This window comes from Bradyrhizobium sp. WCU1 (genome assembly GCF_053474805.1).
The window spans coordinates 6,503,851-6,523,513 of record NZ_CM130280.1 but is presented as its reverse complement, the minus strand read 5'-3'; the positions used below and the strand labels follow the sequence as shown (position 1 = coordinate 6,523,513).

20 protein-coding genes are annotated in these 19,663 nt (G+C 64.6%); 5 read left to right on the top strand and 15 right to left on the bottom strand.

The window, feature by feature from the left end; all coding sequences use genetic code 11:
* Window positions 1-137: 137 nt before the first annotated feature.
* The 3 genes from ACTUWL_RS30485 (at window position 138) to ACTUWL_RS30475 (ending at window position 3,636) form a co-directional block, all read left to right on the top strand.
* Window positions 138-383: a hypothetical protein gene (locus ACTUWL_RS30485; protein ID WP_035653137.1), complete on the top strand. Its 246-nt coding sequence runs from the start codon at window positions 138-140 to the stop codon at window positions 381-383.
* 50 nt (window positions 384-433) lie between these two features.
* On the top strand, window positions 434-1,693 hold the full coding sequence (locus ACTUWL_RS30480) for an MFS transporter (RefSeq protein ID WP_021081695.1): 1,260 nt from the start codon (window positions 434-436) through the stop codon (window positions 1,691-1,693).
* A gap of 239 nt (window positions 1,694-1,932) precedes the next feature.
* Complete coding sequence (locus ACTUWL_RS30475) at window positions 1,933-3,636, top strand: bifunctional protein-serine/threonine kinase/phosphatase (RefSeq protein WP_021081696.1); 1,704 nt, start codon at window positions 1,933-1,935, stop codon at window positions 3,634-3,636.
* A gap of 105 nt (window positions 3,637-3,741) precedes the next feature.
* On the opposite strand, the gene ACTUWL_RS30470 is transcribed toward ACTUWL_RS30475, so the two are convergent.
* The 4 genes from ACTUWL_RS30470 to ACTUWL_RS30455 all read right to left on the bottom strand — a co-directional run bounded on the left by ACTUWL_RS30470 (window position 3,742) and on the right by ACTUWL_RS30455 (window position 7,369).
* Window positions 3,742-4,371 (bottom strand): hypothetical protein, encoded by a 630-nt coding sequence (locus ACTUWL_RS30470; protein WP_021081697.1) that lies wholly within the window; start codon window positions 4,369-4,371, stop codon window positions 3,742-3,744.
* Window positions 4,368-4,910 (bottom strand): c-type cytochrome, encoded by a 543-nt coding sequence (locus ACTUWL_RS30465; protein WP_021081698.1) that lies wholly within the window; start codon window positions 4,908-4,910, stop codon window positions 4,368-4,370. The genes ACTUWL_RS30470 and ACTUWL_RS30465 overlap by 4 nt, the downstream gene beginning before the upstream one ends.
* A 67-nt stretch (window positions 4,911-4,977) precedes the next feature.
* A complete protein-coding gene (locus tag ACTUWL_RS30460) occupies window positions 4,978-6,750 on the bottom strand; it encodes a PQQ-dependent dehydrogenase, methanol/ethanol family (RefSeq protein WP_021081699.1) in 1,773 nt (590 codons plus the stop codon).
* Between the two features lie 133 nt (window positions 6,751-6,883).
* Complete coding sequence (locus tag ACTUWL_RS30455) at window positions 6,884-7,369, bottom strand: copper chaperone PCu(A)C (protein ID WP_021081700.1); 486 nt, start codon at window positions 7,367-7,369, stop codon at window positions 6,884-6,886.
* 67 nt (window positions 7,370-7,436) lie between these two features.
* Between ACTUWL_RS30455 and ACTUWL_RS30450 the strand changes: the two genes are divergently transcribed.
* Window positions 7,437-7,724 (top strand): hypothetical protein, encoded by a 288-nt coding sequence (locus ACTUWL_RS30450; RefSeq protein ID WP_106940045.1) that lies wholly within the window; start codon window positions 7,437-7,439, stop codon window positions 7,722-7,724.
* A 30-nt stretch (window positions 7,725-7,754) separates the two neighbouring features.
* Here ACTUWL_RS30450 and ACTUWL_RS30445 read toward each other — a convergent pair whose 3' ends face one another.
* The 3 genes from ACTUWL_RS30445 to ACTUWL_RS30435 form a co-directional block, all read right to left on the bottom strand.
* The gene (locus ACTUWL_RS30445; protein ID WP_035653149.1) at window positions 7,755-7,946 is read right to left on the bottom strand and encodes a hypothetical protein; all 192 of its coding nucleotides are present in this window, start codon (window positions 7,944-7,946) and stop codon (window positions 7,755-7,757) included.
* A gap of 78 nt (window positions 7,947-8,024) precedes the next feature.
* Window positions 8,025-8,480: a cupin domain-containing protein gene (locus ACTUWL_RS30440; protein ID WP_021081701.1), complete on the bottom strand. Its 456-nt coding sequence runs from the start codon at window positions 8,478-8,480 to the stop codon at window positions 8,025-8,027.
* An 83-nt stretch (window positions 8,481-8,563) separates the two neighbouring features.
* Window positions 8,564-9,079, bottom strand: coding sequence for a GNAT family N-acetyltransferase (locus ACTUWL_RS30435; RefSeq protein ID WP_021081702.1), 516 nt, complete (start codon window positions 9,077-9,079; stop codon window positions 8,564-8,566).
* A gap of 191 nt (window positions 9,080-9,270) precedes the next feature.
* Here ACTUWL_RS30435 and plsY point away from each other — a divergent pair, with 191 nt between their 5' ends.
* Window positions 9,271-9,993 carry a glycerol-3-phosphate 1-O-acyltransferase PlsY gene (gene plsY / locus ACTUWL_RS30430; protein ID WP_021081703.1) on the top strand — a complete coding sequence of 241 codons (723 nt, stop codon included), beginning with the start codon at window positions 9,271-9,273 and terminating at the stop codon, window positions 9,991-9,993.
* Here the strand turns inward: plsY and ACTUWL_RS30425 are convergent.
* The 8 genes from ACTUWL_RS30425 to arcC form a co-directional block, all read right to left on the bottom strand.
* Window positions 9,953-10,783: a cysteine hydrolase family protein gene (locus ACTUWL_RS30425; RefSeq protein WP_021081704.1), complete on the bottom strand. Its 831-nt coding sequence runs from the start codon at window positions 10,781-10,783 to the stop codon at window positions 9,953-9,955. The two genes, plsY and ACTUWL_RS30425, sit on opposite strands and share 41 nt — an antisense overlap.
* Window positions 10,784-10,827: 44 nt before the next feature.
* Window positions 10,828-11,751: an ABC transporter permease gene (locus ACTUWL_RS30420; protein ID WP_021081705.1), complete on the bottom strand. Its 924-nt coding sequence runs from the start codon at window positions 11,749-11,751 to the stop codon at window positions 10,828-10,830.
* The gene (locus tag ACTUWL_RS30415) at window positions 11,748-12,836 is read right to left on the bottom strand and encodes an ABC transporter permease (protein ID WP_035653224.1); all 1,089 of its coding nucleotides are present in this window, start codon (window positions 12,834-12,836) and stop codon (window positions 11,748-11,750) included. The genes ACTUWL_RS30420 and ACTUWL_RS30415 overlap by 4 nt, the downstream gene beginning before the upstream one ends.
* A 13-nt stretch (window positions 12,837-12,849) precedes the next feature.
* The gene (locus ACTUWL_RS30410) at window positions 12,850-14,406 is read right to left on the bottom strand and encodes an ABC transporter ATP-binding protein (RefSeq protein WP_021081707.1); all 1,557 of its coding nucleotides are present in this window, start codon (window positions 14,404-14,406) and stop codon (window positions 12,850-12,852) included.
* Between the two features lie 2 nt (window positions 14,407-14,408).
* Entirely contained in the window at window positions 14,409-15,398 is a 990-nt protein-coding gene (locus tag ACTUWL_RS30405) for a BMP family protein (RefSeq protein WP_021081708.1), read from the bottom strand.
* A 101-nt stretch (window positions 15,399-15,499) separates the two neighbouring features.
* Entirely contained in the window at window positions 15,500-16,945 is a 1,446-nt protein-coding gene (locus ACTUWL_RS30400; protein WP_021081709.1) for a YlbE family protein, read from the bottom strand.
* A gap of 2 nt (window positions 16,946-16,947) precedes the next feature.
* Entirely contained in the window at window positions 16,948-18,543 is a 1,596-nt protein-coding gene (fdrA, locus tag ACTUWL_RS30395) for an acyl-CoA synthetase FdrA (RefSeq protein ID WP_021081710.1), read from the bottom strand.
* Between the two features lie 159 nt (window positions 18,544-18,702).
* Window positions 18,703-19,662, bottom strand: a complete 960-nt coding sequence (gene arcC / locus ACTUWL_RS30390) for a carbamate kinase (protein ID WP_021081711.1) — start codon at window positions 19,660-19,662, stop codon at window positions 18,703-18,705.
* Between the last annotated feature and the right edge of the window lies 1 nt (window position 19,663).

Genomic DNA, 19,663 nt, shown 5'->3' with positions numbered 1-19,663 from the left:
CAGCAACATCGAATCGGCCTGATGGCGCGCCGGCGAGATCGCCGGCCGATTTTTTAGCCACGCCGATGATCTCTTGTGCATCACAGCATCGACGTCAATGATGGCGATCGCGGGTCAGTTAATCGATCCGCCGTCGCATGCCGATGGCGCATCGCACAAGAAAGCATCAGCATGCGCGTTTGCGCGGCGGCGCCTGCTGCGGGCCAGCCAATTCCGATCGCCGAACGCGGATCGAGAACACGCGGCAACGCCTTGCGACTGCACGGCAAAGCGACGCGATCGACTCGATGGCACGCAAATTGCTGACCTCTTCTGTTGCCGGAGTGCGGCTCAACGACGAGCGCGCTCACGCTTTCACCCACATTCGATTTATCTGCGTCTGAGATCGCCGCGCGTCTGCGGCCCTCCGCCGCATCACCGCGAGACGATTGCGATGAAACTTGCCGAGTTCAAGAAAGCCGGTCACTGGCCGACACTGCTCGCCGCGTTCCTGTACTTCGACATCAGTTTCATGGCGTGGGTCGCGCTCGGACCATTGATCGTCTACATCGCGCGCGACATGAATCTCGCCGTGAACGAGAAGTTCACCCTCGTCGCCATACCCGTGCTGGCCGGCGCATTGCTGCGCGTGCCGATGGGCATTCTCGCCGACGTCATCGGCGCCAAGCGCACCGGCATCATTGCCCAGCTCGTGGTGATTTCAGCGACCGCTTCGGTCTGGCATTTCGGGTTGACCAGCAAGCTCGCAATCGAATTGTTCGGGCTTGCGCTCGGCGTCGGCGGCGCCTCGTTCGCCGTCGCCCTGCCCCAGGCGAGCCGCTGGTATCCCCCGCAATATCAGGGCGTGGTGATGGGCATCGCCGGCGCCGGCAACATGGGCGTCGTGCTCGACACGCTGCTTGCCCCGTCCATTGCAGAACATTGGGGCTGGCAGGCCGTTTTCGGATGCCTGCTGATTCCGATGCTGATGGTGCTGGCCTATTACACATTCGCCGCCAAGGACGCGCCGGGGGACCGCAAGCCGATTTCGCTGAAAGCCTATGGCACGCTGTTGAAGGACTCCGATACCCGCTGGTTCATGTTCTTCTACTTCATCACTTTCGGCGGCTTCGTCGGCCTCGCCAACGCGTTGCCGCTCTATTTTACGGTGCAGTATCACGTCTCGGGTGTCGCAGCCGGCATGCTGGTCGCGCTGATCGTCGCCTTCGGCTCCGGATTTCGCCCTGTCGGCGGCATGATCGCCGACCGGATCGGCGGCATCCGTTCGCTGTCGATCCTGTTCGGCGTCGTCGTTGCCGCCTATGTCGTGATCGCCTTCATGCCCGAAGGCCCAGGGGCGGCGACGCCGGGCGGCTGGGCGCTGACCGAGCTGCCGCGCATCGCCTGGATCTCGGTGCTGTTGTTCTCGATCGGCGTGTTGGCGCTCGGCATGGGCAATGGCGCCGTATTCCAGCTGATCCCGCTGCGCTTCCGTCACGAGATCGGCCTGATGACCGGGCTGGTCGGTTGCGCCGGCGGCGTCGGCGGCTTCTTCCTCGCCCAGACACTCGGTTACGCCAAGGGCATGACCGGCGGCTTCGGCGCGGGCTTCCTGTTCTTCGGCGCGCTGGCGTTGCTTGGCTTCATCGGACTTGCCATGGTCAAGGTCCGCTGGCGCACCACCTGGGGCGCCGTGTCGGGAGCGCGCGTCTGACGGCCGGTGTGGGAACTGGACATGAAGTTGGGCCGAGGTGCAGCAGCGTCGGCAGTCCACCTCTCCCCTTGTGGGAGAGGTCGGATCGCACCGACAGATGTGATCCGGGTGAGGGGTTGCGCTCTCTCGTGGGACCTGAACCCCCTCACCCGGCGCTTTGCGCCGACCTCTCCCCGATGGGGAGAGGTGATCTCCGCGGCCAGACTACCTCAACTCGCTAACGGCCGGCCGAGATAGACGTGGCGAATGGCGCACAACCGGACTTGGGCGTTCGCGTCGGCTTCGCCAGCGAGACCGGCAAGCGCGCCGCCAATGAGGACTATGTCGCGGCCTGCCTGGGCCAGCCGAGCACGCTTCACCGCGATATCGTCGCGGCGGTCGCCGACGGCGTCGGCGGCCACAAGGGCGGACGTGAGGCAGCGGAGGTCGCGGTCCGCAGCTTCATCGACGCCTATTATTCGCTGCCCGAGACGCTCGGCGTCCGCCGCCGCGCCGCGCGGGCGCTCGAATCCGCCAACAGCTGGATCTACGGCCAGGGCCGCGTCGACGCCGCGCGCAGCGGCATGGCTTGCGCGTTCTCCTCCATCATCCTGTCGCGGCGGCAATGCCATGTGATCCATATCGGTGACACCCGCGCCTACCGCCTCAGCGAGGGACGGCTGGAGCGCCTGACGCAGGACCATATCGCCGGCCGCGGCGACCTTGCGCATATGCTGAGCCGCGCCATCGGCTTCGAGGAGTTCGCCCGCTTCGACTACACCTCGGTGGGGCTGCGGCAGCATGACCGTCTCCTGATCTGCAGCGACGGCGTTCACGGCGCGCTGGGCGATCCCCGCCTCCGGCAATTGTTGGAAGAACGCACGCCGCCCGACGAGTCGGCACGCAGAATCGTCGAGGCCGGGCTCGCGGCCGGCAGCAGCGACAATACGACCGCGCTGGTGCTCGACATCGTCGACCTGCCGCCGGCGGATCGCGACGATCTTACGCACGCGATTGCGACGCTGCCGATTCTCGATCTGCCCGACAGCGGCGACACCGTCGACGATTTTGCGCTCTCTGACGTGCTGTCCGACGGGCGCTACAGCCGTCTGTTCAAGGCGACCGACAAGCGCGCCGGCCGCGACGTGGTGCTGAAATTCCCGCATCCGCGGGTCGCGAGCGAAGGGTCCTATCGCCTCGCCTTCGTGCGCGAGGCCTGGGTCGCCGCGCGCGTGCGCAGCCTGTGGATCGGCGAGATCATCGAGGTGCCGGCCGAGCGGCAGACCCGGCTCTATTCGGCAATGCCGCTTTACGAGGGCGAAACGCTGGAGCAACGGCTCAAGCGCGCGCCGCGGCTGTCGCTCACCGAGGGCATCGCGATCGCGACCAAGCTGGTGCGCGCGGTCACCGCGCTGCACCGCGCCGGCATCATCCATCGCGACATCAAGCCCGACAATGTGATCCTGCTGAAAGACGGCGGATTGCGCCTCGTCGACCTCGGCGTCGCGCGCGTCCCCCTGCTGGAGGACTTTCCCGCCGAAGACGTTCCGGGCACCGCGAGCTACATGGCGCCAGAACTGTTCGGCGGCAAGGCCGGCGACGAGGCCTCCGACCTGTTCGCGCTCGGCGTCACGGTCTACCGGATGTTCACCGCGAACTATCCGTTCGGCGAGATCGAGCCGTTCTCGCGGCCGCGCTTCGGCAAGCCGGCGCCGCTCTCACGCTATCGGCCGGACCTGCCGGCCTGGCTCGATGCGGTGATCGGCAAGGCGCTCAGCGTCGAGCCCGCGCAGCGCTTCGGCGACGCCATCGAGTTCGCGCACGAACTGGAGAACGGCGCGACATGGGCTGGCCCTGCCGTCGCCACCCGCAAGTCGCTGCACGACCGCGATCCCCTGACGTTCTGGAGAGTGCTGTGCGCGATCCTGGCGCTGATCGTCGTGGTGCTGCTGGCGCGGCATTAAAGCGCGATGCGATTGGGTTGAATAATCATCGCGCTTTGGCTCCTTGTTTGAGCATGAACTTTTCGGAAAACCGCTTCAGATTTTTCCGGATCATGCTCTAGCCGCTCAAGACCCGGCGCGCCGGATCGTGATCCTGCTCTCGTCGGTCATGTCCTTGAGCTCCTTGTTCGGCTCACGATAGAGATGCCGCTCGATCTCGACGGTCCGGCCATCGGTCGTCTTTGTGCACTTCTCGTCGACAAAGACGCCGCCGACCTCCTGCTTGTCGGCGCCCGGCTTTGCCTCCGAGCAGGTCCAGCCATCCTCGCCGTAGCGCGACTTCGCCTGCAGGCCGAGCAGGAACGCCTTCTTGCGCAGATAGAGCCGCGCCTTCGGATCGGTCTCGATGGTCAGCGCGGCAATCCTGGCGTCCTTGTCGATCATCACGGTCAGGATCGCCGGATGGCCGCCGACCATGGTGCCTTCGCGCGCGGTCTCGCGATCATACTCAAAGCGAATGCCGCGCAACTGGTCCGGCCCTTCCGGGCAGTTCGACCACTGCGCCCATTCCGCCAATCTGTGGGCGGTCTTCTCGCCGGCACAGGTCAGGTTGATGTAGCCTGCGTCGGGCACGCTTGATATCGCCATGCCGACATTGATGTCGCGCAGGTCTCCCGCGGTCGCCATCGCCGGCACGGCCGCTCCGACTGACGCGGCGAAGACCAGTGCGCGGATCGTCGTTCTCTGCTTGCTCATGGCTTGGCCTTCTCGTTCTGATCGGACGGCGCGGCGGCGTGGCCGGCCTCCTTGTAAATGTTGCAGACGCGCGAGCCCTCGCCGAAGAAGGCGAGACACTCGTCATAGTTCGGCTCACCCTTGCCCTTGACATGGGCGAGCACATAATCCGCCACGGCCTCGATCTCGTTCGGCCGCAGGAACACGTTCGCCTCCGGCGGCATGCGGTCGGCGACATCCTGCCGGGTCATCTCGTAGCATTTCGTGGTGTCATAGGAGCCGCGCACGAAGAACGGCATGCCGGTGCCCGGCCGCCCGCACGTTACGGTCTCGATGATCTGTTCCTTCGTCAGCTCGGTCTTGCGCAGCGACAGCGCGTCGCCGCCATAGCCGCCGCCGCCATTGCCGTGCCATTTGTGGCAGCCCATGCAATTGCCGCGCTTGAACACCGCCTTGCCTGCATCGGTCGGATCGCTTGCCGACTGTGCATGCGCCATGCCTGCAAATCCCGTCACCAGCGCGCAGCCGAGCCACGCGCCAATCAGCCATGTTTGTTTCATTTGTTCCGTTTCTGTTGGCGAGATCGACGCGGGAGGCCCCTCACTGAGGCCTCCCGCACGTGCGATGTCAGAGCGCGAACACGTAGAGCATCGAGCCCGGCTGCATCCGCTTCAGCTCGGGCGTGGCATCGATGAACCACTTGTCCCAGGCACCGCCGAGGCCCACCAGGACCGCGACATACTGCTTGCCGTCGACCGAGAACGTCATCGGCGGCGCGTTGAGACCGCCGCCGGTGTTGAACTCCCACAGCTTCTGCAACGACTTCGCGTCATAGGCGATCATCTCGCCCGAGGGCTGTCCTGAGAACACCAGGTCAGGCGTTGCCAGGATGCCGCCGAGATTCGGGAATTGCGTCTCCGCCTTCCCTGCCACCTTGCCGGTGGTGACGTCGATCGCGGTCACGCTGCCGGTGATCTTGACGTTCTGGCTCGGTCCGCCGCCCGTCCAGAACTCACGCGCTTTCAGCTTGTCCTGCTGCGACTCCTCGACCTTGATATGGTTGCAGCTCTCGATCACGGGGATGTACCAGAGCTTCAGGTTCGGATTGTACGCAGTCGGCGGCCAGTTCTTGCCGCCCATGTTGCCGGGGCAGATATCCGTTTCCTTGTTGCTGCGGCTCGGCGTGACCGACGCGTTGTACTTCTGCACGCCCTGCTTCGGATCATACTCCACCGGCTTGCCGGACTCCGGATCGAGCCCCTTGGTCCAGGTCACCTTCTTGACGAAGGGCAGACCCCAGACGAACTTGCCGCTGTTGCGATCGACCGCATAGGCAAAGCCGTTGCGGTCGGCCTCGAGCGCGAGCTTCAGCGTCGTGTTGTTCGGACCGGGGACGTCGACCAGCACGTTTTCCGCCACGCTGTCATAGTCGTAGGGATCGTTCGGCGTGTGCTGGTGGTGCCACTTGATCTTGCCGGTGTCGGCATCGAGACCGAGCGAGGAGTCGGTGTAGAGGTTGTCACCGGGCCGGTATTCATTGTCCCAGTCCGGTCCGGGATTGCCGACGCCCCAGACGATGGTGTTGGTCGAGGGGTCGTAGCTTCCGGTGACCCAGGTCGAACCACCGCCGCTCGCCTTGGCGTTCTTGTCATCCTTCCAGGTCTCCGCACCCGGCTCATCCTTGCCCGGGATGGTGTGGGTGCGCCAGACTTCCTTCTGGCTGTTCAGGTCGGTCGCAGCGATCCAGCCGCGAATGCCGTATTCCGCACCGGCGACGCCTGATATCGCCCTATCCTTGACGATCAGCGGTGCGCCGGTGATCACCTCGCCCTTGTCGGGATCGGCGACCTGACGCTGCCAGGCGACCTGCCCGGTCTCCTTGTTGGTCGCGACCAGGCGACCGTCGAGCGTATGCGAGATGACGAGGTTGTTCCACAACGCGACACCGCGATTGTCGACGCCGCAGCAGGCGACCGCGCCGGCCCAGTCATGGTCGGTCTTGGGATCCATCTTCCAGACCAGCACGCCTTTGCCGCCATGCGCATCGATCTTGTAGACCGAGCCCCAGCCGTCGGTGACGTATATGAATCCGTTCTCGACGATCGGAGTTCCCTCCAGGCCGCCATGCGCCCAGATGCCACCGCCCTCGACGCCGCCGAGATGCATGGTCCAGGCGACCTTCAGATTCTTGATGGTGTCCTTGTTGATGTCGGCCAGCGACGAGAAGCGCGTCGCCGAGTAGTTCTTGTGATGATGCAGCCAGTTGCCTGCTTCCTTGTCAGCATTGAGCAGACGGTCCTGGCTGACATCCTCGGCGAGCGCAAACGAGCCCGCAAAGGTCGCAGCGGATGCTACTGCCGCCGCGAGCATGTGAGACTTTACCCAATTCATCCTTGTCATAGATTCATTTCCTCCGGATCTAGCATTCTTCATTGATCGAACCGCCCGTCACATACGGACAAGTCGCGCGAGAAGCCTTGAGTCCCGGCGATCGGCTGTGCCGCCCGCCGCATTCCTGGTCACTTGCTTCTGGTCACTTCTGGACCGTTACCTCCGTCTCGATGGTTCCAGCTTTCTGAAAAACGACCGCGCATTTGAACGTCTCGCCGGGAGCGAGCGCCTGGCGCAACTGCAGCAGCATCACATGATAGCCGTCGCGCTTCAGTTCGAGCGTTCCCTTGGCTGGAACTGGTATATTGGATATCGAGCGCATGGCGGGCGCGCCCTCGCCGCGATCGACGGTGTGCCGCTCGGAAAAATTCGCGACGGGGCAGCGGACACGTAGCAGCGCATCGGCGCTCTCGGCCTCGTTCTTGATCGTCATCGTCAAGGGAAGGTCCCCGCCCGCTGTGTCGACCGCCGGTACGCGAGCATCCAGGATCGCCAGGGATTCGTTCGCGACGGCGCTACGCATCACTCCGAACGTGCCGATCAGGCAGAATAATGGTAACGCGATCCATGCGTTGCGCTTAATGCTTCTGCACGCAACGGCGCGATGCAACTCCCGCACGAACGACATCAAGTTTTCTCCCGACATGATTTTTGCGGCATTGTTTCATGCTTCGTCGTGCGCATCCAGCGATTGAATGCCGGGAACCATGCATCAATGCGACTTCGGCACGCATAACGGTCATGCTAACTTTTTGCGCAAGAGTGCTCTCGACCCACTTCCGCCTGCCGAGCGCGATGCAGCACATGCCGCACTGCGTGAGGTGATCGGCACGGCAACGATCGACGCCGTCACATCCGTCTCGGGTGTTGCCACGGCGGCGCGGCTATTCCGGATCGATGCAGGTCGCGAGACATATTTGCTTCGAATCGGCGCGGAAGCGCAGATCACGGCCGCGGATCGCGAAGGACGGCTGGTGGTGTGAGACCGCCGTGCTCTTCAGCGGCGCAGTTCACTACGGCACTGGATGTAGCCGCGCAAGCTGATCGAGCGACAAACCGGCTTCGCGATCGCTCAGGGGAAAGCGGACAATAATGTCCTGGCGGGCCAGTTGTCCCCACAGCGCGTCCGACGACCACTTCTGCGGCTCGGGTCCGCGCGGCCCATCAATCCAGATGAAATACCATTCCGCCATGGCCGCGACCAAGCTCCCTCTCGGCAAGATTGATCCTTCGCCGGTCAATCCGCAACGCCCGATTTCGCGCCGACGCGGCGGTTCGGAATCCTACTCGTAAGGCCGGCCGTCCTTATGCAGGAAGCGGCCATCGGAGCTCGGGCTCATCATGTCGATGTCGGAGCAGGTGATGACGTCGGCGCGCGAGCGCGAGCCGACCTCGAGATAGGTGGCGGTCATCTGCGACCTGTTGACCATGTGATGCCCGTTGCCGGAATTCTTCGGGAATGCCGCGCAATCGCCGGCGCGCAGCACCGTCTCGCCGCCGTCCTCGATCAGCACCACCTCGCCTGCGAGCACGTAGACGAATTCGTCTTCGTCGGAATGCCAGTGGCGCTGGCTCGACCAATTGCCCGGCGGCAAGCGCATCAGATTGACGCCGAAATCGCCGAGCCCGGCGGCGTCACCAAGGCGCTGCCGCACCCGCTCGGCGCATGGCGCGGCGAACTCGGCCGGATAGCCGGTCCCCTTGCGTTCCGGCACCTTTGTCAGATCGATCTTCGGCATGGCGACGTCCTGGCGATGTGATGAGCGGCTGCCCATTCCTATCGCGATCGCCAGTCGGAAATGTGTCGCACGGCTTGAAGCCGTCAGCTCCGCCCGACCAAATCCTTTGCCATCAGGATGTCGTCATAGTAGCGGCCGTCGATCTTCAGGGCATGCTTCTCCAGCCCGTACTCGACAAACCCCATGCTCTGATAGAGCCGAAGCGCCGGCTCGTTGCCCTTCACTACGACGAGTTGCACCAATTCGACCGATTTCGCGGCGAGCCTGAGCAAGGCATCGACCAGCAGCCGGCCGACGCCGGCGCGCCGCGCCTGCCGCCGCACATACATCCCGACCAGCATACCCTTGTGCTGCCGCTTCGGCCCTTCCGCCGCAATGAAGCCGACAATGCCGGCGAGTTCGCCGCCTCGAAACGCCCCGAGGATCACCGCCCCGCGGTCCAGCCGCTCCGCGAACCAGCCGACGGGATGGATGCTCTCCGTCTCATACGCACTGCCGAACGCCTCGGGGCTCAAGCGCAGCGCTTCCAGTCGGATGTCGCGATAGAGCGACGCGTCCGCCGGCAAGAGGCGTCGAATCTCGATGAGCTGCGTCGTCATTTCGTGTCCTGTCTTCCTCGCGGCAGCATGGCCGATCGATCGGCACGTCGGCATCTGTCGCGCGGCCAGCCCATTCCAAAGCGAATTGGAGTGGGAAAGGGAAGCCATCCCTCGTATCCCGGGTTTCGGCCGCCGTACAGAGGTAGACTCAGCATGACGCTTGCCCGACACTGCGCATCGAGGAGAGGTCTATGGTTTTTTGGATAGCGAGTGCAGTAGGCCTTCTGGCTGCGTATCTGTTCGGCTCGACGCCCGCGGGCTATCTGGCGGGGAAACTGCTCAAGGGCATCGACATCCGCCAGCACGGCTCCAGATCCACCGGCGCAACCAACGTCCTGCGAACCCTCGGGACGTGGCCCGCGTTGGCGGTCCTCCTGGTGGATGTGCTGAAAGGCGCGGCGGCGATCGCATTTGCCCGCTGGTTTTATCCCTGGCTCTACACATTGCCATCGGTCACGCCACCGACGGCCGTTGACCTGCAAACCTTGCTGCCTTGGGCGGTCTGCCTGGCGGGACTTGCCGCGTTGTTGGGGCACGGCCGCTCGATCTGGTTGAATTTTACCGGCGGCAAATCCGCAGCAACGGGGCTCGGCGTGTTGCTGGCAATGTCCTGGCCGGTCGGCCTGGGCGCAGCCCTCGTCTTTGGCGTTGTGCTGGCAATGTCCCGGATTGTGTCGCTGAGTTCGATGTCGGCGGCGCTCGCTGCGATTGCCCTCGTCTGCGCCATGGAGCAGCCGTTGCCTTATCGGCTGTTGGTCATCGCGGGTGGCCTCTACGTGATCGCGCGCCATCGCGCCAACATTCAGCGGCTGCTGGCAGGGACGGAGCCGCGCCTTGGATCAGGCGGACAGGAAGCCACGGCTTGCCCGGATGTCACCGGTGCTGCTGGACGTGCTCCTGAACCGCATCGATGACGTCAGACGAATGCGTCACGAAGCCGAAGCATTTCTTGACGTTGAACAGGGTTGCTTCGACACAGAAGCCAGGTGAGGTCGTCGCGCAGCAGTCCTCGACCAGGACGCAGCCATAGCCCAGGAAGTTTGCGTCGGTCAGCGAATGCAGCACGCATTGATCGGTGTTGACGCCGGCAAACAGGATGGTCTTGGTGCCGAGATTGCGCAGGATGCTGTCCAGCGGCGTGTCCCAGAAGCCGCTGATCCGGTACTTGTCGACGTGAATGTCCTCGGGCTCCTGTTTCAGCTCATCAACGACGGCCGCGGCCCAGCTGTCCTTCTGCAACACGCGCGCGCCGCTGCCCGGCAACGGCTCGCCCAGACCGATGCCTGTGCCCTTCGGCTTGTACAGATGGAGCTGGTTGGGCGCCATGTTCTTGAGATCGGGCCGATTGCCCCAGTTCAGCCAGATGACGTGCACGCCGGCATTCCTCAACACCGGGAGCAGCTTTTGCAGCGGCTCGATCGGCGCCCGATCCGGGGTGTGATCGAGGCCGAGATGGTCGACCCATCCGCCCTTCGCGCAGAAGTCGTTCTGCATGTCGACGACGATGAGGACGGTGCGGTTCAGGTCGATAGTCACCGTCTGAGGCTGCGCGTCGATCGTCACCACCCTGGGCGGCGGCAGCGCCATCGCCATGTTGACGTTGTTGTCGTCGACCAGCCATTTGTAGCCGGGAGCAGACCCAAGAGGATTGGCGGCGCTGGACGCAGCGGACGCCGCTGCCTTCGCTAAATTGGAACTCGTCATCGGATTTTCCTCACCTGCTTTTGCTTTCTTGAAATCGGTTGCGATCAGCCGCCGCGTTCGAACGGAATGGTCAAGGCCGAGGGCTGCCTGCTCTTGCCGACAAAGCCCGCGATGGCGACCAGCGCCAGCAGATACGGCAGCAACAACAGCAGCGCGACCGGCACGTCGAGCTGCAGCGCCGGTACCAGAAATTGCAGCGCGGTCGCAAAGCCGAACAGCAGGCACGCCGCCAGCGTGTACCAGGGATTCCAGCCGCCGAAGATCACCGCCGTGATCGCGAGATAGCCTGCGCCCTTGGTCATGTTCTCGGTGAACGTATTGCTGTCCGCGACCGACATGAAGGCGCCGCCGAGGCCCGCCAGGATGCCGGCATAGAGCACGCCGAGATAGCGCGTCCTCGCCACGCCGATGCCGGCCTTGTCGGCGGCGCGCGGATCCTCGCCGACCGCCCGCACCGCCAGCCCGAACGACGTGTACTTCAGGATCAACCAGGTCACGACGACCATCAGGATGCTGACATAGGCAAGGCCGGTCTGGTTCGCCAATGCCGGCCCGATCACCGGGATATGTGCGAGCCACGGCAGATTGAGCTGCGCGAAGCCGGGGATCGGATCGCGCGACAGCGGCCCGAAGATCTCGCGGTAGAGAAACGTCGTCGTGCCCAGCGCCAGGATGTTGAACCCGATTCCGACCACCAGTTGATTGGCGCGCAACGTCACGCTCAGCACGGCCTGCACCGCGGCCACCGCGGTCGCGACCAATACGCCGGCCGCGACGCCGAGCAGCGGCGAACCGGTCGCCCACGATGCCAGCGCCGCCGTGAAGGCCGACATCAGCATCATGCCGTCGAGGCTGAGATTGAGCACGCCGGCGCGCTCGCTCAGCATCTCGCCGGTTGCGGCGAAAATGATTGGGACCGCGAGGCGAAGTCCGGAGCCGATGAACACGGCCATCTGTTCGTCAATCATCGGGTCACCTTCCGGTTGGTGAGGATCGCAGAGCCCGCAATGACGATGACGATCAGGCCCTGGCAGATCAGCACGACGGCGGACGGGACGTGCGCCGAGATCTCCATGTTGATGGATCCCGATCGCAGGAATCCGAACAGCAGCGCGCCGATCACGACGCCGACGGCCGAGCCACGCGACAACAGGCCGACCACCAGGCCGTCGAATCCGTAACCCGACGAGAAATCGCTCGTCAGATAGAATTGCTGGCCGAGGATCATGATCGCGCCGCCGAGACCGCCGAGGCCGCCGGACACCGTCATGGCCAGGATCACATAGAAACTGGTCCGCATCCCCGCGCGGCGGGAAGCCATCGCGTTCAAGCCGACCGCGCGCAGTCGCAAGCCGAGCGAGCTGTGCCTGAGCACCAGCCACACGACCACTACCGCCACCGCCGCAATCAGCAGTCCGATATGCAGCGGCGATCCATTGTCCGGGAACAGCAGCGGAAGCTTGGTCGAGTCAGGGATCTCCGCCGATTCCGGCAGCGACGACACATCGCTGATCGGCTTGCGCAGCAGGTGGAAGGACTCGACGGACCAGTACACCAGCGGCAGTGCGATGAAGCTCAGCAGCAATGTGCTGATCACCTCGTTGGTGCCGCGTGCCGCCTTGAGAACACCAGCAAGGCCGCCCCAAACGGCTCCGGCGAGGGTTCCGACCGCGAGCGGCACGATGAACGCCAGTCCCAGCGGCAGGCCGCCGGCGCCATGCAGGGCGGCTGCGGTTGCGAACATGCCGCCCATCGCGATCTGCCCCTCGCCGCCCACATTGGTCAGGTTGGCACGGCTGGCAAAGATGAAGCCGAGACCGACCAGCGCGAGGCTGATGGCGCGATTGATCGAGGCTCCGATGTTGAAATCGCTTCCCGCCATACCGTCCCAGAACGCTTCGATCGCCTCGACGACCGACGCACCGGTGGCTGCGATGATGAGCAGGCCGATCCCGAGCGCGATCACGGTCGAGACCACCGGAACCAGCACCTGCAGCGGCACGAGCTCGAGTCTTGTGCCCTGCGCGACCCGCGCCAGCTTCGGATTTTTCATGACCATGGCCAACCTAGACATGCGCGTGCCCCGACATCATCGCCCCGATCGCCTCACGGCTGAACGACCCGGCCGCGAGCTCGCCAACCAACTTTCCGCGGTAGATCACCGCAATCCGATCCGACACCGCCATCAGCTCCTCGAGCTCGCTGGAGATCAGAAGCACCCCAAGGCCGTCATCGCGGGCGGCACGGATGCGGTTGTAGACGGCCTCGATCGCCCCGACGTCGAGGCCTCGCGTCGGCTGCGCCGCGAGCAGGAACACCAGCGGATCGAGCGACAGCTCGCGTGCAAGCACCGCTTTCTGCTGGTTACCGCCCGAGAGAGACGCCATCGAAACATCCGGGCTGCTCGCCCGCACGTCGAAGTCGCGCATCATCGCCTCCGCCGCCTTGCGCCGCGCCGACTTGTCGAGCAGGCCGAAGCGGCTGAATTTTCCGATCGCGCCGAGATAAAGGTTTTCGGCGACCGACAATTCCTTGATGCAGGCCACCGCATGGCGATCCTCGGGCACGATCCCGACACCCGCATCCGTGATCTCCTGCGGCGTGCAGCCGGTGACCCGTGTGCCGCCGACCACGATTGCACCTTCGCTCGGCACGGCGAGCCCGGCCAGGATCAGTCCGAGCTCGGTCTGGCCATTGCCCTCGACGCCCGCGATCCCGACGATCTCGCCGGTGCCAACCCTAAGGCTCAAACCGTCGAGCCGCGGCACGCCATGCGGGTCGCGATAGACGAGGTCCGAGATCTGCAGCACCGCCTCGCCCGGCGATGCCGGGCCAACCGAATCCGCATTGGGTTTTTCCGGCGTGTTGCCCTCGATATCGACCGCTGCGGCGAGCACCGACCCTGCCGACTGGACATCGCGGCCGACCATCGAGCGCACCAGCGAGCGGATGTCGGCGCCCTCCATCGCGACCGTTTCGATGATCCGGCCCTGCCGCAGCACCGTCGTGCGATCGGCCACGCGACTGATCTCGCCGAGCTTGTGCGTCACCAGGATCACGGACTTGCCGCGCAGCGCGACCTGGCGGCAGATCGCCAGCAGCGCGTCGATTTCATCCGGCTGCAGAACGGCAGTCGGCTCGTCGAGCACGAGCAGTTGCGGATCGCCGAGCAGGCACTTGATGATCTCGACCCGCTGCCGCTCGCCGACCGAAAGCTCATCGATCCGCGCCTCGGGATCAATCTCGAGCCCGTACTCCGCGGCGAGCTGCTCCATCCGCACGATGATCTCCTGCGGCTTCAGCACCGCGCTGGCGCGGCCGAGCATCAGGTTCTCGGCCACGCTCATGTTGGGCACCAGGCTGAAATGCTGGTGCACCATCACGACGCCGCGCTGCAGCGCTTCCGCCGGGCCGCGGGGATGGAACGGCTCTCCGCCCAGCGTCATCGTGCCGGCATCCGGCCGGTGCACCCCGAACACCAGATTGCACAATGTCGATTTGCCGGCGCCGTTCTCGCCAAGCAGGCAGTGCACCTCGCCGCGCTCGATCTGCAGCGAAATGTCGTCGAGCGCGGTGAAAGCCCCGAAGCGCTTGGTCAAGCCAGACAGTTCGAGAACAGCCACGGTCAACCCACCTTGACCTTGATCTTGCTCGACAGCAGGTCGTCCTTCAGTTCCTTGATCCTGGCCTGGATCTCGGGCGTCGCCCCCGCGCAAATCTCGATGTCGGCCGAGCGCGGTCCCATGGCGAGGCCGAACTGCTTGTACTCCGGGTGCCATGTTCCGGCGACGGCCTGGTCGATGGCGTATTCGACCATGAACCCGATGCCGCTGACTGTATAGGCGATGTAGAGCGGGTTGTTGTCGGAGCAGTAATTGGTGTAGCTCCCGATCATCTTGGTGCCCTTCTCGCGCGCCGCCTGCTCCATGCCGCGCACGCCGAGATTGAGGATGTTGTAGTGCACGTCGGCGCCCTGCGCGATCGCGGCAAGCGTCGCCTCCTTGGCCTTGGCGACGTCGTCGAAGTCACCGGTGTAGGTCACGAAACATTTGGTATCCGGCTTGACGTGCTTGGCGCCGTTCGCGAACTCCGTTCCGGTGTTGACGATGGCCGGAATTTCAAGCCCGCCGACATAGCTCACCGCGCCGTTCTTCGACATCAGCGCCGCGACGGCGCCGGCAATGAATCCGATCTGGGCCTGCAGCACGTCGTATTGCGCGACGTTGTCGGTCGGCTGTCCGGTCGGGCCGACGATGGAGAACTTCACCTTCGGGAAGCGCTTGGCGACCTTGAGGACCGATGCCTGGGTCTGCCCCGCAGCGCCGATCACCATGTCGTTCTTCGAGGCGAGCGTCACCAGCGCCTGCTCCATGTCGGCGAACTTGACGTTCTCGATCGACGTAATCACGACCTTGCTGCCGTAGCGCTGCTCAGCCGCCTTCATGCCGTTGTAGGCCGACTCCATCCAGCCATGGTCGGCCCGCGACCCCGGAATCAGAATACCGATGCGAAGCGGCTTTGCCGCATCGTCGGCGAAGCCGAGCCGGACTGATGAACCGATAAAGGCTGCCGAGAGCATGCCGGTTTGCAGAAATGCACGACGGGTAGCGCTCATGTGTTTCCTCCTGTTCGTTTCCCGGTGTTGCCGCACTCTTTGTTGCGGCATTCTTGTATCGGCGGCGCGTCAGCGCCGTCAGTTTCAGTATCGAAGCAATCTCACCCCGCGCGGATTGCCGCCAACGCGCTGACGGCATCAACGAAACACTTCATGGGGGCCTGCACGACTCCGGCGCCGATGATCCCCATGCCCGGCTCCTTGTGCGCCGTAGCGGTGTTGATGACCGGCCGCATGCTCTCGTCCACGACCTTGCGGACATCGATGCCGACCGGCGCTCCGATGAAGTCGAGCATCGGCAAGGTGAAGCCGGGATTGCGGCCGATGGTGACGTGCGCCATCTCGCGCGAATAGCGCAGGGCATCCTGCGGCGTACCGCCGACGAACTGGACCATCGCGGGAGCTGCCGCCATCGCGAACGCACCGAGCCCCGCGGTCTCGGTGATCGCGCTGTCGCCGATATCGGGATTGGCATCGGCCACGCTGAAGCCCGGCAGGAACAAGCCGACGGGAATATCGGCCGGACCGACGAACCACTGCCCGTCCAGGCCGCTGACCCTGATCCCAACATTGACGCCGTTGCGCGCCATCGCGGTGACGGTGCTGCTGAACGGAACGCCGTGCGCGGCGTCCATGGTCGCCTTGCACGCCGCCATCGACAGGCTCAGGAAGAACATGTCGTCCGCCCCGATCGTCCGCAGCGTCTCGTGAACGAGGTCGCGCGAGATCGAGGACTTGAGCAGCGCTTCCGTGACGGCGCGATACAGCAGCAGGGTTGCAGCCGTGTTGCGATTGTGGACATCGTCGCCCATGTGCAGCGACTGCGACATCAGCGGCTTCAGCGGCAAGCCTCCGTCGATGCCGGTGACCGCAGCCTTCAGACATGGCGCCAGCACCGTCTCGATCAGCTTGAGGCCCTCGATCACCTCGGGGGCGAATGCGCCGAAACGCAGCGTCTTGGCGCCGCCGGATTCCATCATCGGCGCATAGGCGCGATTGCCTGTGGTCTTGTTCTGCACCACGAAGAGTGGCATCGAGGGCGAGATGATCCCGGTCATCGGCCCGACCGCGCCAAATTCATGGCACGGCGCGAAGCTGATGCCGCCCGACGCCGCGAGTCGCTCGGCCTCTCGCGGGCTGGTCGCCCAGTTCTCATAGAGGATTGCGCCGACCACCGCGCCCTTCATCGGGCCGCACATGTCGTTCCAGGCGATCGGCGGACCAGCATGGAGCAGCGTCCGGCCCATGTCCGGCCAGACCTCCGATGCATGTGCCGCGATATCGACCCAAACCGGCTGCGCGGTCAGGATCCGCTCGAGCACTTCGGCATTGGCGCGATCGATCCGCGATCCCAAGCAATCCGCATCTGCGGTATCGCCAACGAGTTGCGCAAGGCTCCAGGCCACCTCGGGACTTCCATCGCCGATCGGCTGCCACTGCAGACGCACCAGTGGTGCACCGCTGCTTTCGACGCCGCGATCGAGGTCGGAGGCGCCGAGGCTGATGACGGAAGTCTTATGCTGGAGCGCGGAAGGGGCTGCGTTCATCATCATTCTCCACCTTGCATCACGCGGCGCGCTGAGACGTTGTCGTCCGCTGCCATGCGGCTCGCGATGGCTTGCGCGGCATGGGCGGCGCCCGTGCTGCTGCCGAAAATCTCCGCGCCGGCGTCCGCCAACATGGCTTTCTGCGTCTCGAGGGGCTGCGGATCGGCGTCCGTGCCGCAGACGAAACAGATCACGGGAAGCTCCCGCCCTTGCCCGCGCGCTGCGGTCTTCGCGCGGCGGATCGCCGGAGCCAGGACCTTTGCCGGATTGGGGTGGCTGCCGTAGCCGAGCACGACATCCAGCACGACGCAGGCAACGGTCGGATCACCTGCTTCCTTCAACAGCCGTTCGATCCGCACGCCATAGTCGATCATCGGATGCGGCCGTCCCACCGTGAATTCGTCACTGCCGAGATCGATCGCGGTGTGTCCTTGGCTCGCTTCCACATCGGCCAGACGGTCCGCCTCCGCAAGCGGCGCGTTCGACCGGACCCGAAGGCCCGCGGCGCGCCAAATGGTCTGGGCCTCCGAGCAGAACGTTCCGCCGGAATAGAGCCCGCGCAGATTGCGCTGCGAAGGCGCCAGCGACGCACAAACCCGCGTTGCCAATGCTTCGATCGACTGTTCGTCACCCCCGGGTTGGCGCGCTCCCGCAAGCGCGACGGCCTGCCGCGCCGTCTCCTCGAGCGACGACGCGCGATGAACATTGCCGGCCGATGCCGCCGGATCGCCGCCGAGGAAGCAGATCACGACCGGCTTGCCGATCGCGCCGGCGCGCTCGATCACCCGCTTCTGCACATCGGGCGCAGGAGGCTTGGAGACGATGGCGACGACCTTGGTCTGCGCATCGGTGGCCAGCAACTCAAGGCCCTGCAACATGGTGATGCCGCCGACCTCGCTGGAAACATCGTGGCTGCCGGTGCCGATGGCCTGCGATATGCCCTGATCCTGACGATGGATCTGGCACATCACTTCCTGCAGACCGGTGCCCGATGCGCCGACGAGCCCGATCGCGCCGCGCCGAACGACATTGGCAAATCCAAGCGGCACGCCATTGATGATGGCCGTGCCGCAATCCGGCCCCATCACCAGCAGGCCCTTCTGTGCCGCGACGCGCTTGATGGCCTGCTCCTGTTCGATCGGCACGTTGTCGCTGAACAGCAGCACGTTCAGACCCTGCCTCAGCGCCTTCAGCGCTTCCGCCGCCGCATAGGGACCCGGCACCGAGATCAATGCGAGGTCGGCGCGATCGGCGATCACGACGCCGCGGGAGATCGAGCGCGGCGGTGCTTCCGCGGCCGCTTCGGCCGGGCCGCCCTTCGGCTCTTCGCCGACGATCAGGGAGTGAATCTCCTGCTCCGCGGCCGCGCGCTTTTCGGGCGCATCGTCCACCACGACGATCATGATATCGCCGGGCTTGGCGTCCTCGAGCGCCGGACTCATCAGCCCGGCCTGCTGCAGGAATTCCTTGTTGCTGCGCGTTCCCATCAAGAGCGTGACCCGCTGCACGCCGGTCCGCGCCACCGTGACCTGCGAGATCCGCATCAACGACACGGAATCCTTGTACAGGTTCGCCTTAATGCTGGATTGGATGGCCATGGCCCTGTCGTTCCCTTGAATCCCGCAGGCTGCTTGTTGGTCTTGTGCTAGAGCCTCAGCCGGCGGCCAGCTCGATTGCCTAATCAGTTGAGGCGCCGATCCGGCGTCTCAATTGCTTTGGCGCGGGCGGATGTCCCGCCGAAGCGCCAGTCCCGTTGGTTATTGAACGACATGCGTCCCGGTCTCGCCCCGCAGCGCCGCCATCGCGCAATCGAGGTGACTGATGATCGCCCGTTTGCCTCCGCCTTCGAGAAACCGGATGGCGGCATCGACCTTGGGTCCCATGCTTCCAGGAGGAAAGTGTCCCTCACGATGGTAAGCCTTGAGCTCTTCGAGGCTAACCTGATCCAGGTCCCTCTTGTTCGGCTTGCCGAAATTCACCGCGACGCGCGGGACCGCTGTCAGGATCAGCAGCTCCTCGATGCCCAACACATTCGCGATGTGGGCCGATGTCAGGTCCTTGTCGATCACGGCCGGCACGCCGGTGCGCACGCCCTTGGCGTCGCGGACCACGGGAACGCCGCCGCCGCCGCCGGCAATGACAATTGTTCCCCGCTTGACCAATGCGTCGACCAGCGAGATGTCGCAGACATGCTTGGGCTTCGGCGACGGTACGACATGACGCCAGCCGCGCCCCGAATCCTCACGCATCGCCCAGTTGAGCTCGTCGCTGATCTTCTTCGCCTCGTCCTCGGAAAAGAACGGCCCGACGAACTTGGTCGGATTCCTGAACGCGGGATCGTCCTTGTCCACCTCGACCTGGGTCAGCAGGCTTGCCACGTGTCGCTGGTTGCCCTGCTCGCGCAGCGCATTCTCGATCGCCTGCATCAGGAGATAGCCGATGCCGCCTTGGCTGTGCGCGACGCAGATGTCCATGTCCATCGGCGGAATCCGGCTCATCGTCAGCATCTGGCGCATCATGATCTTGCCGACCACCGGGCCGTTGCCGTGGGTGATGACCAGCTCGTTATCGAGCTGCGCCAACGGCAGCAGCGCTTCCGCGGTGATCTGCGCGACCGACTTCTGCTCCTGCGACGTACCCCTGATATCCTCGGGGTGAACCGCATTGCCGCCGATCGCGACCACCAGGCGACGCGGTACGTCATTGAGTGTACGCATT

What these genes read in the sequence shown, in the direction of transcription:
- ACTUWL_RS30415 (WP_035653224.1), bottom strand. Translation starts at nt 12,836, where the DNA reads ATGAAAAATCCGAAGCTGGCGCGGGTCGCGCAGGGCACAAGACTCGAG.
- ACTUWL_RS30440 (WP_021081701.1), bottom strand. Translation starts at nt 8,480, where the DNA reads ATGCCGAAGATCGATCTGACAAAGGTGCCGGAACGCAAGGGGACCGGC.
- plsY (WP_021081703.1), top strand. Translation starts at nt 9,271, where the DNA reads ATGGTTTTTTGGATAGCGAGTGCAGTAGGCCTTCTGGCTGCGTATCTG.
- ACTUWL_RS30405 (WP_021081708.1), bottom strand. Translation starts at nt 15,398, where the DNA reads ATGAGCGCTACCCGTCGTGCATTTCTGCAAACCGGCATGCTCTCGGCA.
- ACTUWL_RS30435 (WP_021081702.1), bottom strand. Translation starts at nt 9,079, where the DNA reads ATGACGACGCAGCTCATCGAGATTCGACGCCTCTTGCCGGCGGACGCG.
- ACTUWL_RS30485 (WP_035653137.1), top strand. Translation starts at nt 138, where the DNA reads ATGCCGATGGCGCATCGCACAAGAAAGCATCAGCATGCGCGTTTGCGC.
- ACTUWL_RS30455 (WP_021081700.1), bottom strand. Translation starts at nt 7,369, where the DNA reads ATGTCGTTCGTGCGGGAGTTGCATCGCGCCGTTGCGTGCAGAAGCATT.
- ACTUWL_RS30470 (WP_021081697.1), bottom strand. Translation starts at nt 4,371, where the DNA reads ATGAGCAAGCAGAGAACGACGATCCGCGCACTGGTCTTCGCCGCGTCA.
- ACTUWL_RS30460 (WP_021081699.1), bottom strand. Translation starts at nt 6,750, where the DNA reads ATGACAAGGATGAATTGGGTAAAGTCTCACATGCTCGCGGCGGCAGTA.
- ACTUWL_RS30480 (WP_021081695.1), top strand. Translation starts at nt 434, where the DNA reads ATGAAACTTGCCGAGTTCAAGAAAGCCGGTCACTGGCCGACACTGCTC.
- arcC (WP_021081711.1), bottom strand. Translation starts at nt 19,662, where the DNA reads ATGCGTACACTCAATGACGTACCGCGTCGCCTGGTGGTCGCGATCGGC.
- ACTUWL_RS30420 (WP_021081705.1), bottom strand. Translation starts at nt 11,751, where the DNA reads ATGATTGACGAACAGATGGCCGTGTTCATCGGCTCCGGACTTCGCCTC.
- ACTUWL_RS30400 (WP_021081709.1), bottom strand. Translation starts at nt 16,945, where the DNA reads ATGAACGCAGCCCCTTCCGCGCTCCAGCATAAGACTTCCGTCATCAGC.
- ACTUWL_RS30465 (WP_021081698.1), bottom strand. Translation starts at nt 4,910, where the DNA reads ATGAAACAAACATGGCTGATTGGCGCGTGGCTCGGCTGCGCGCTGGTG.
- ACTUWL_RS30450 (WP_106940045.1), top strand. Translation starts at nt 7,437, where the DNA reads ATGCCGGGAACCATGCATCAATGCGACTTCGGCACGCATAACGGTCAT.
- ACTUWL_RS30425 (WP_021081704.1), bottom strand. Translation starts at nt 10,783, where the DNA reads ATGACGAGTTCCAATTTAGCGAAGGCAGCGGCGTCCGCTGCGTCCAGC.
- fdrA (WP_021081710.1), bottom strand. Translation starts at nt 18,543, where the DNA reads ATGGCCATCCAATCCAGCATTAAGGCGAACCTGTACAAGGATTCCGTG.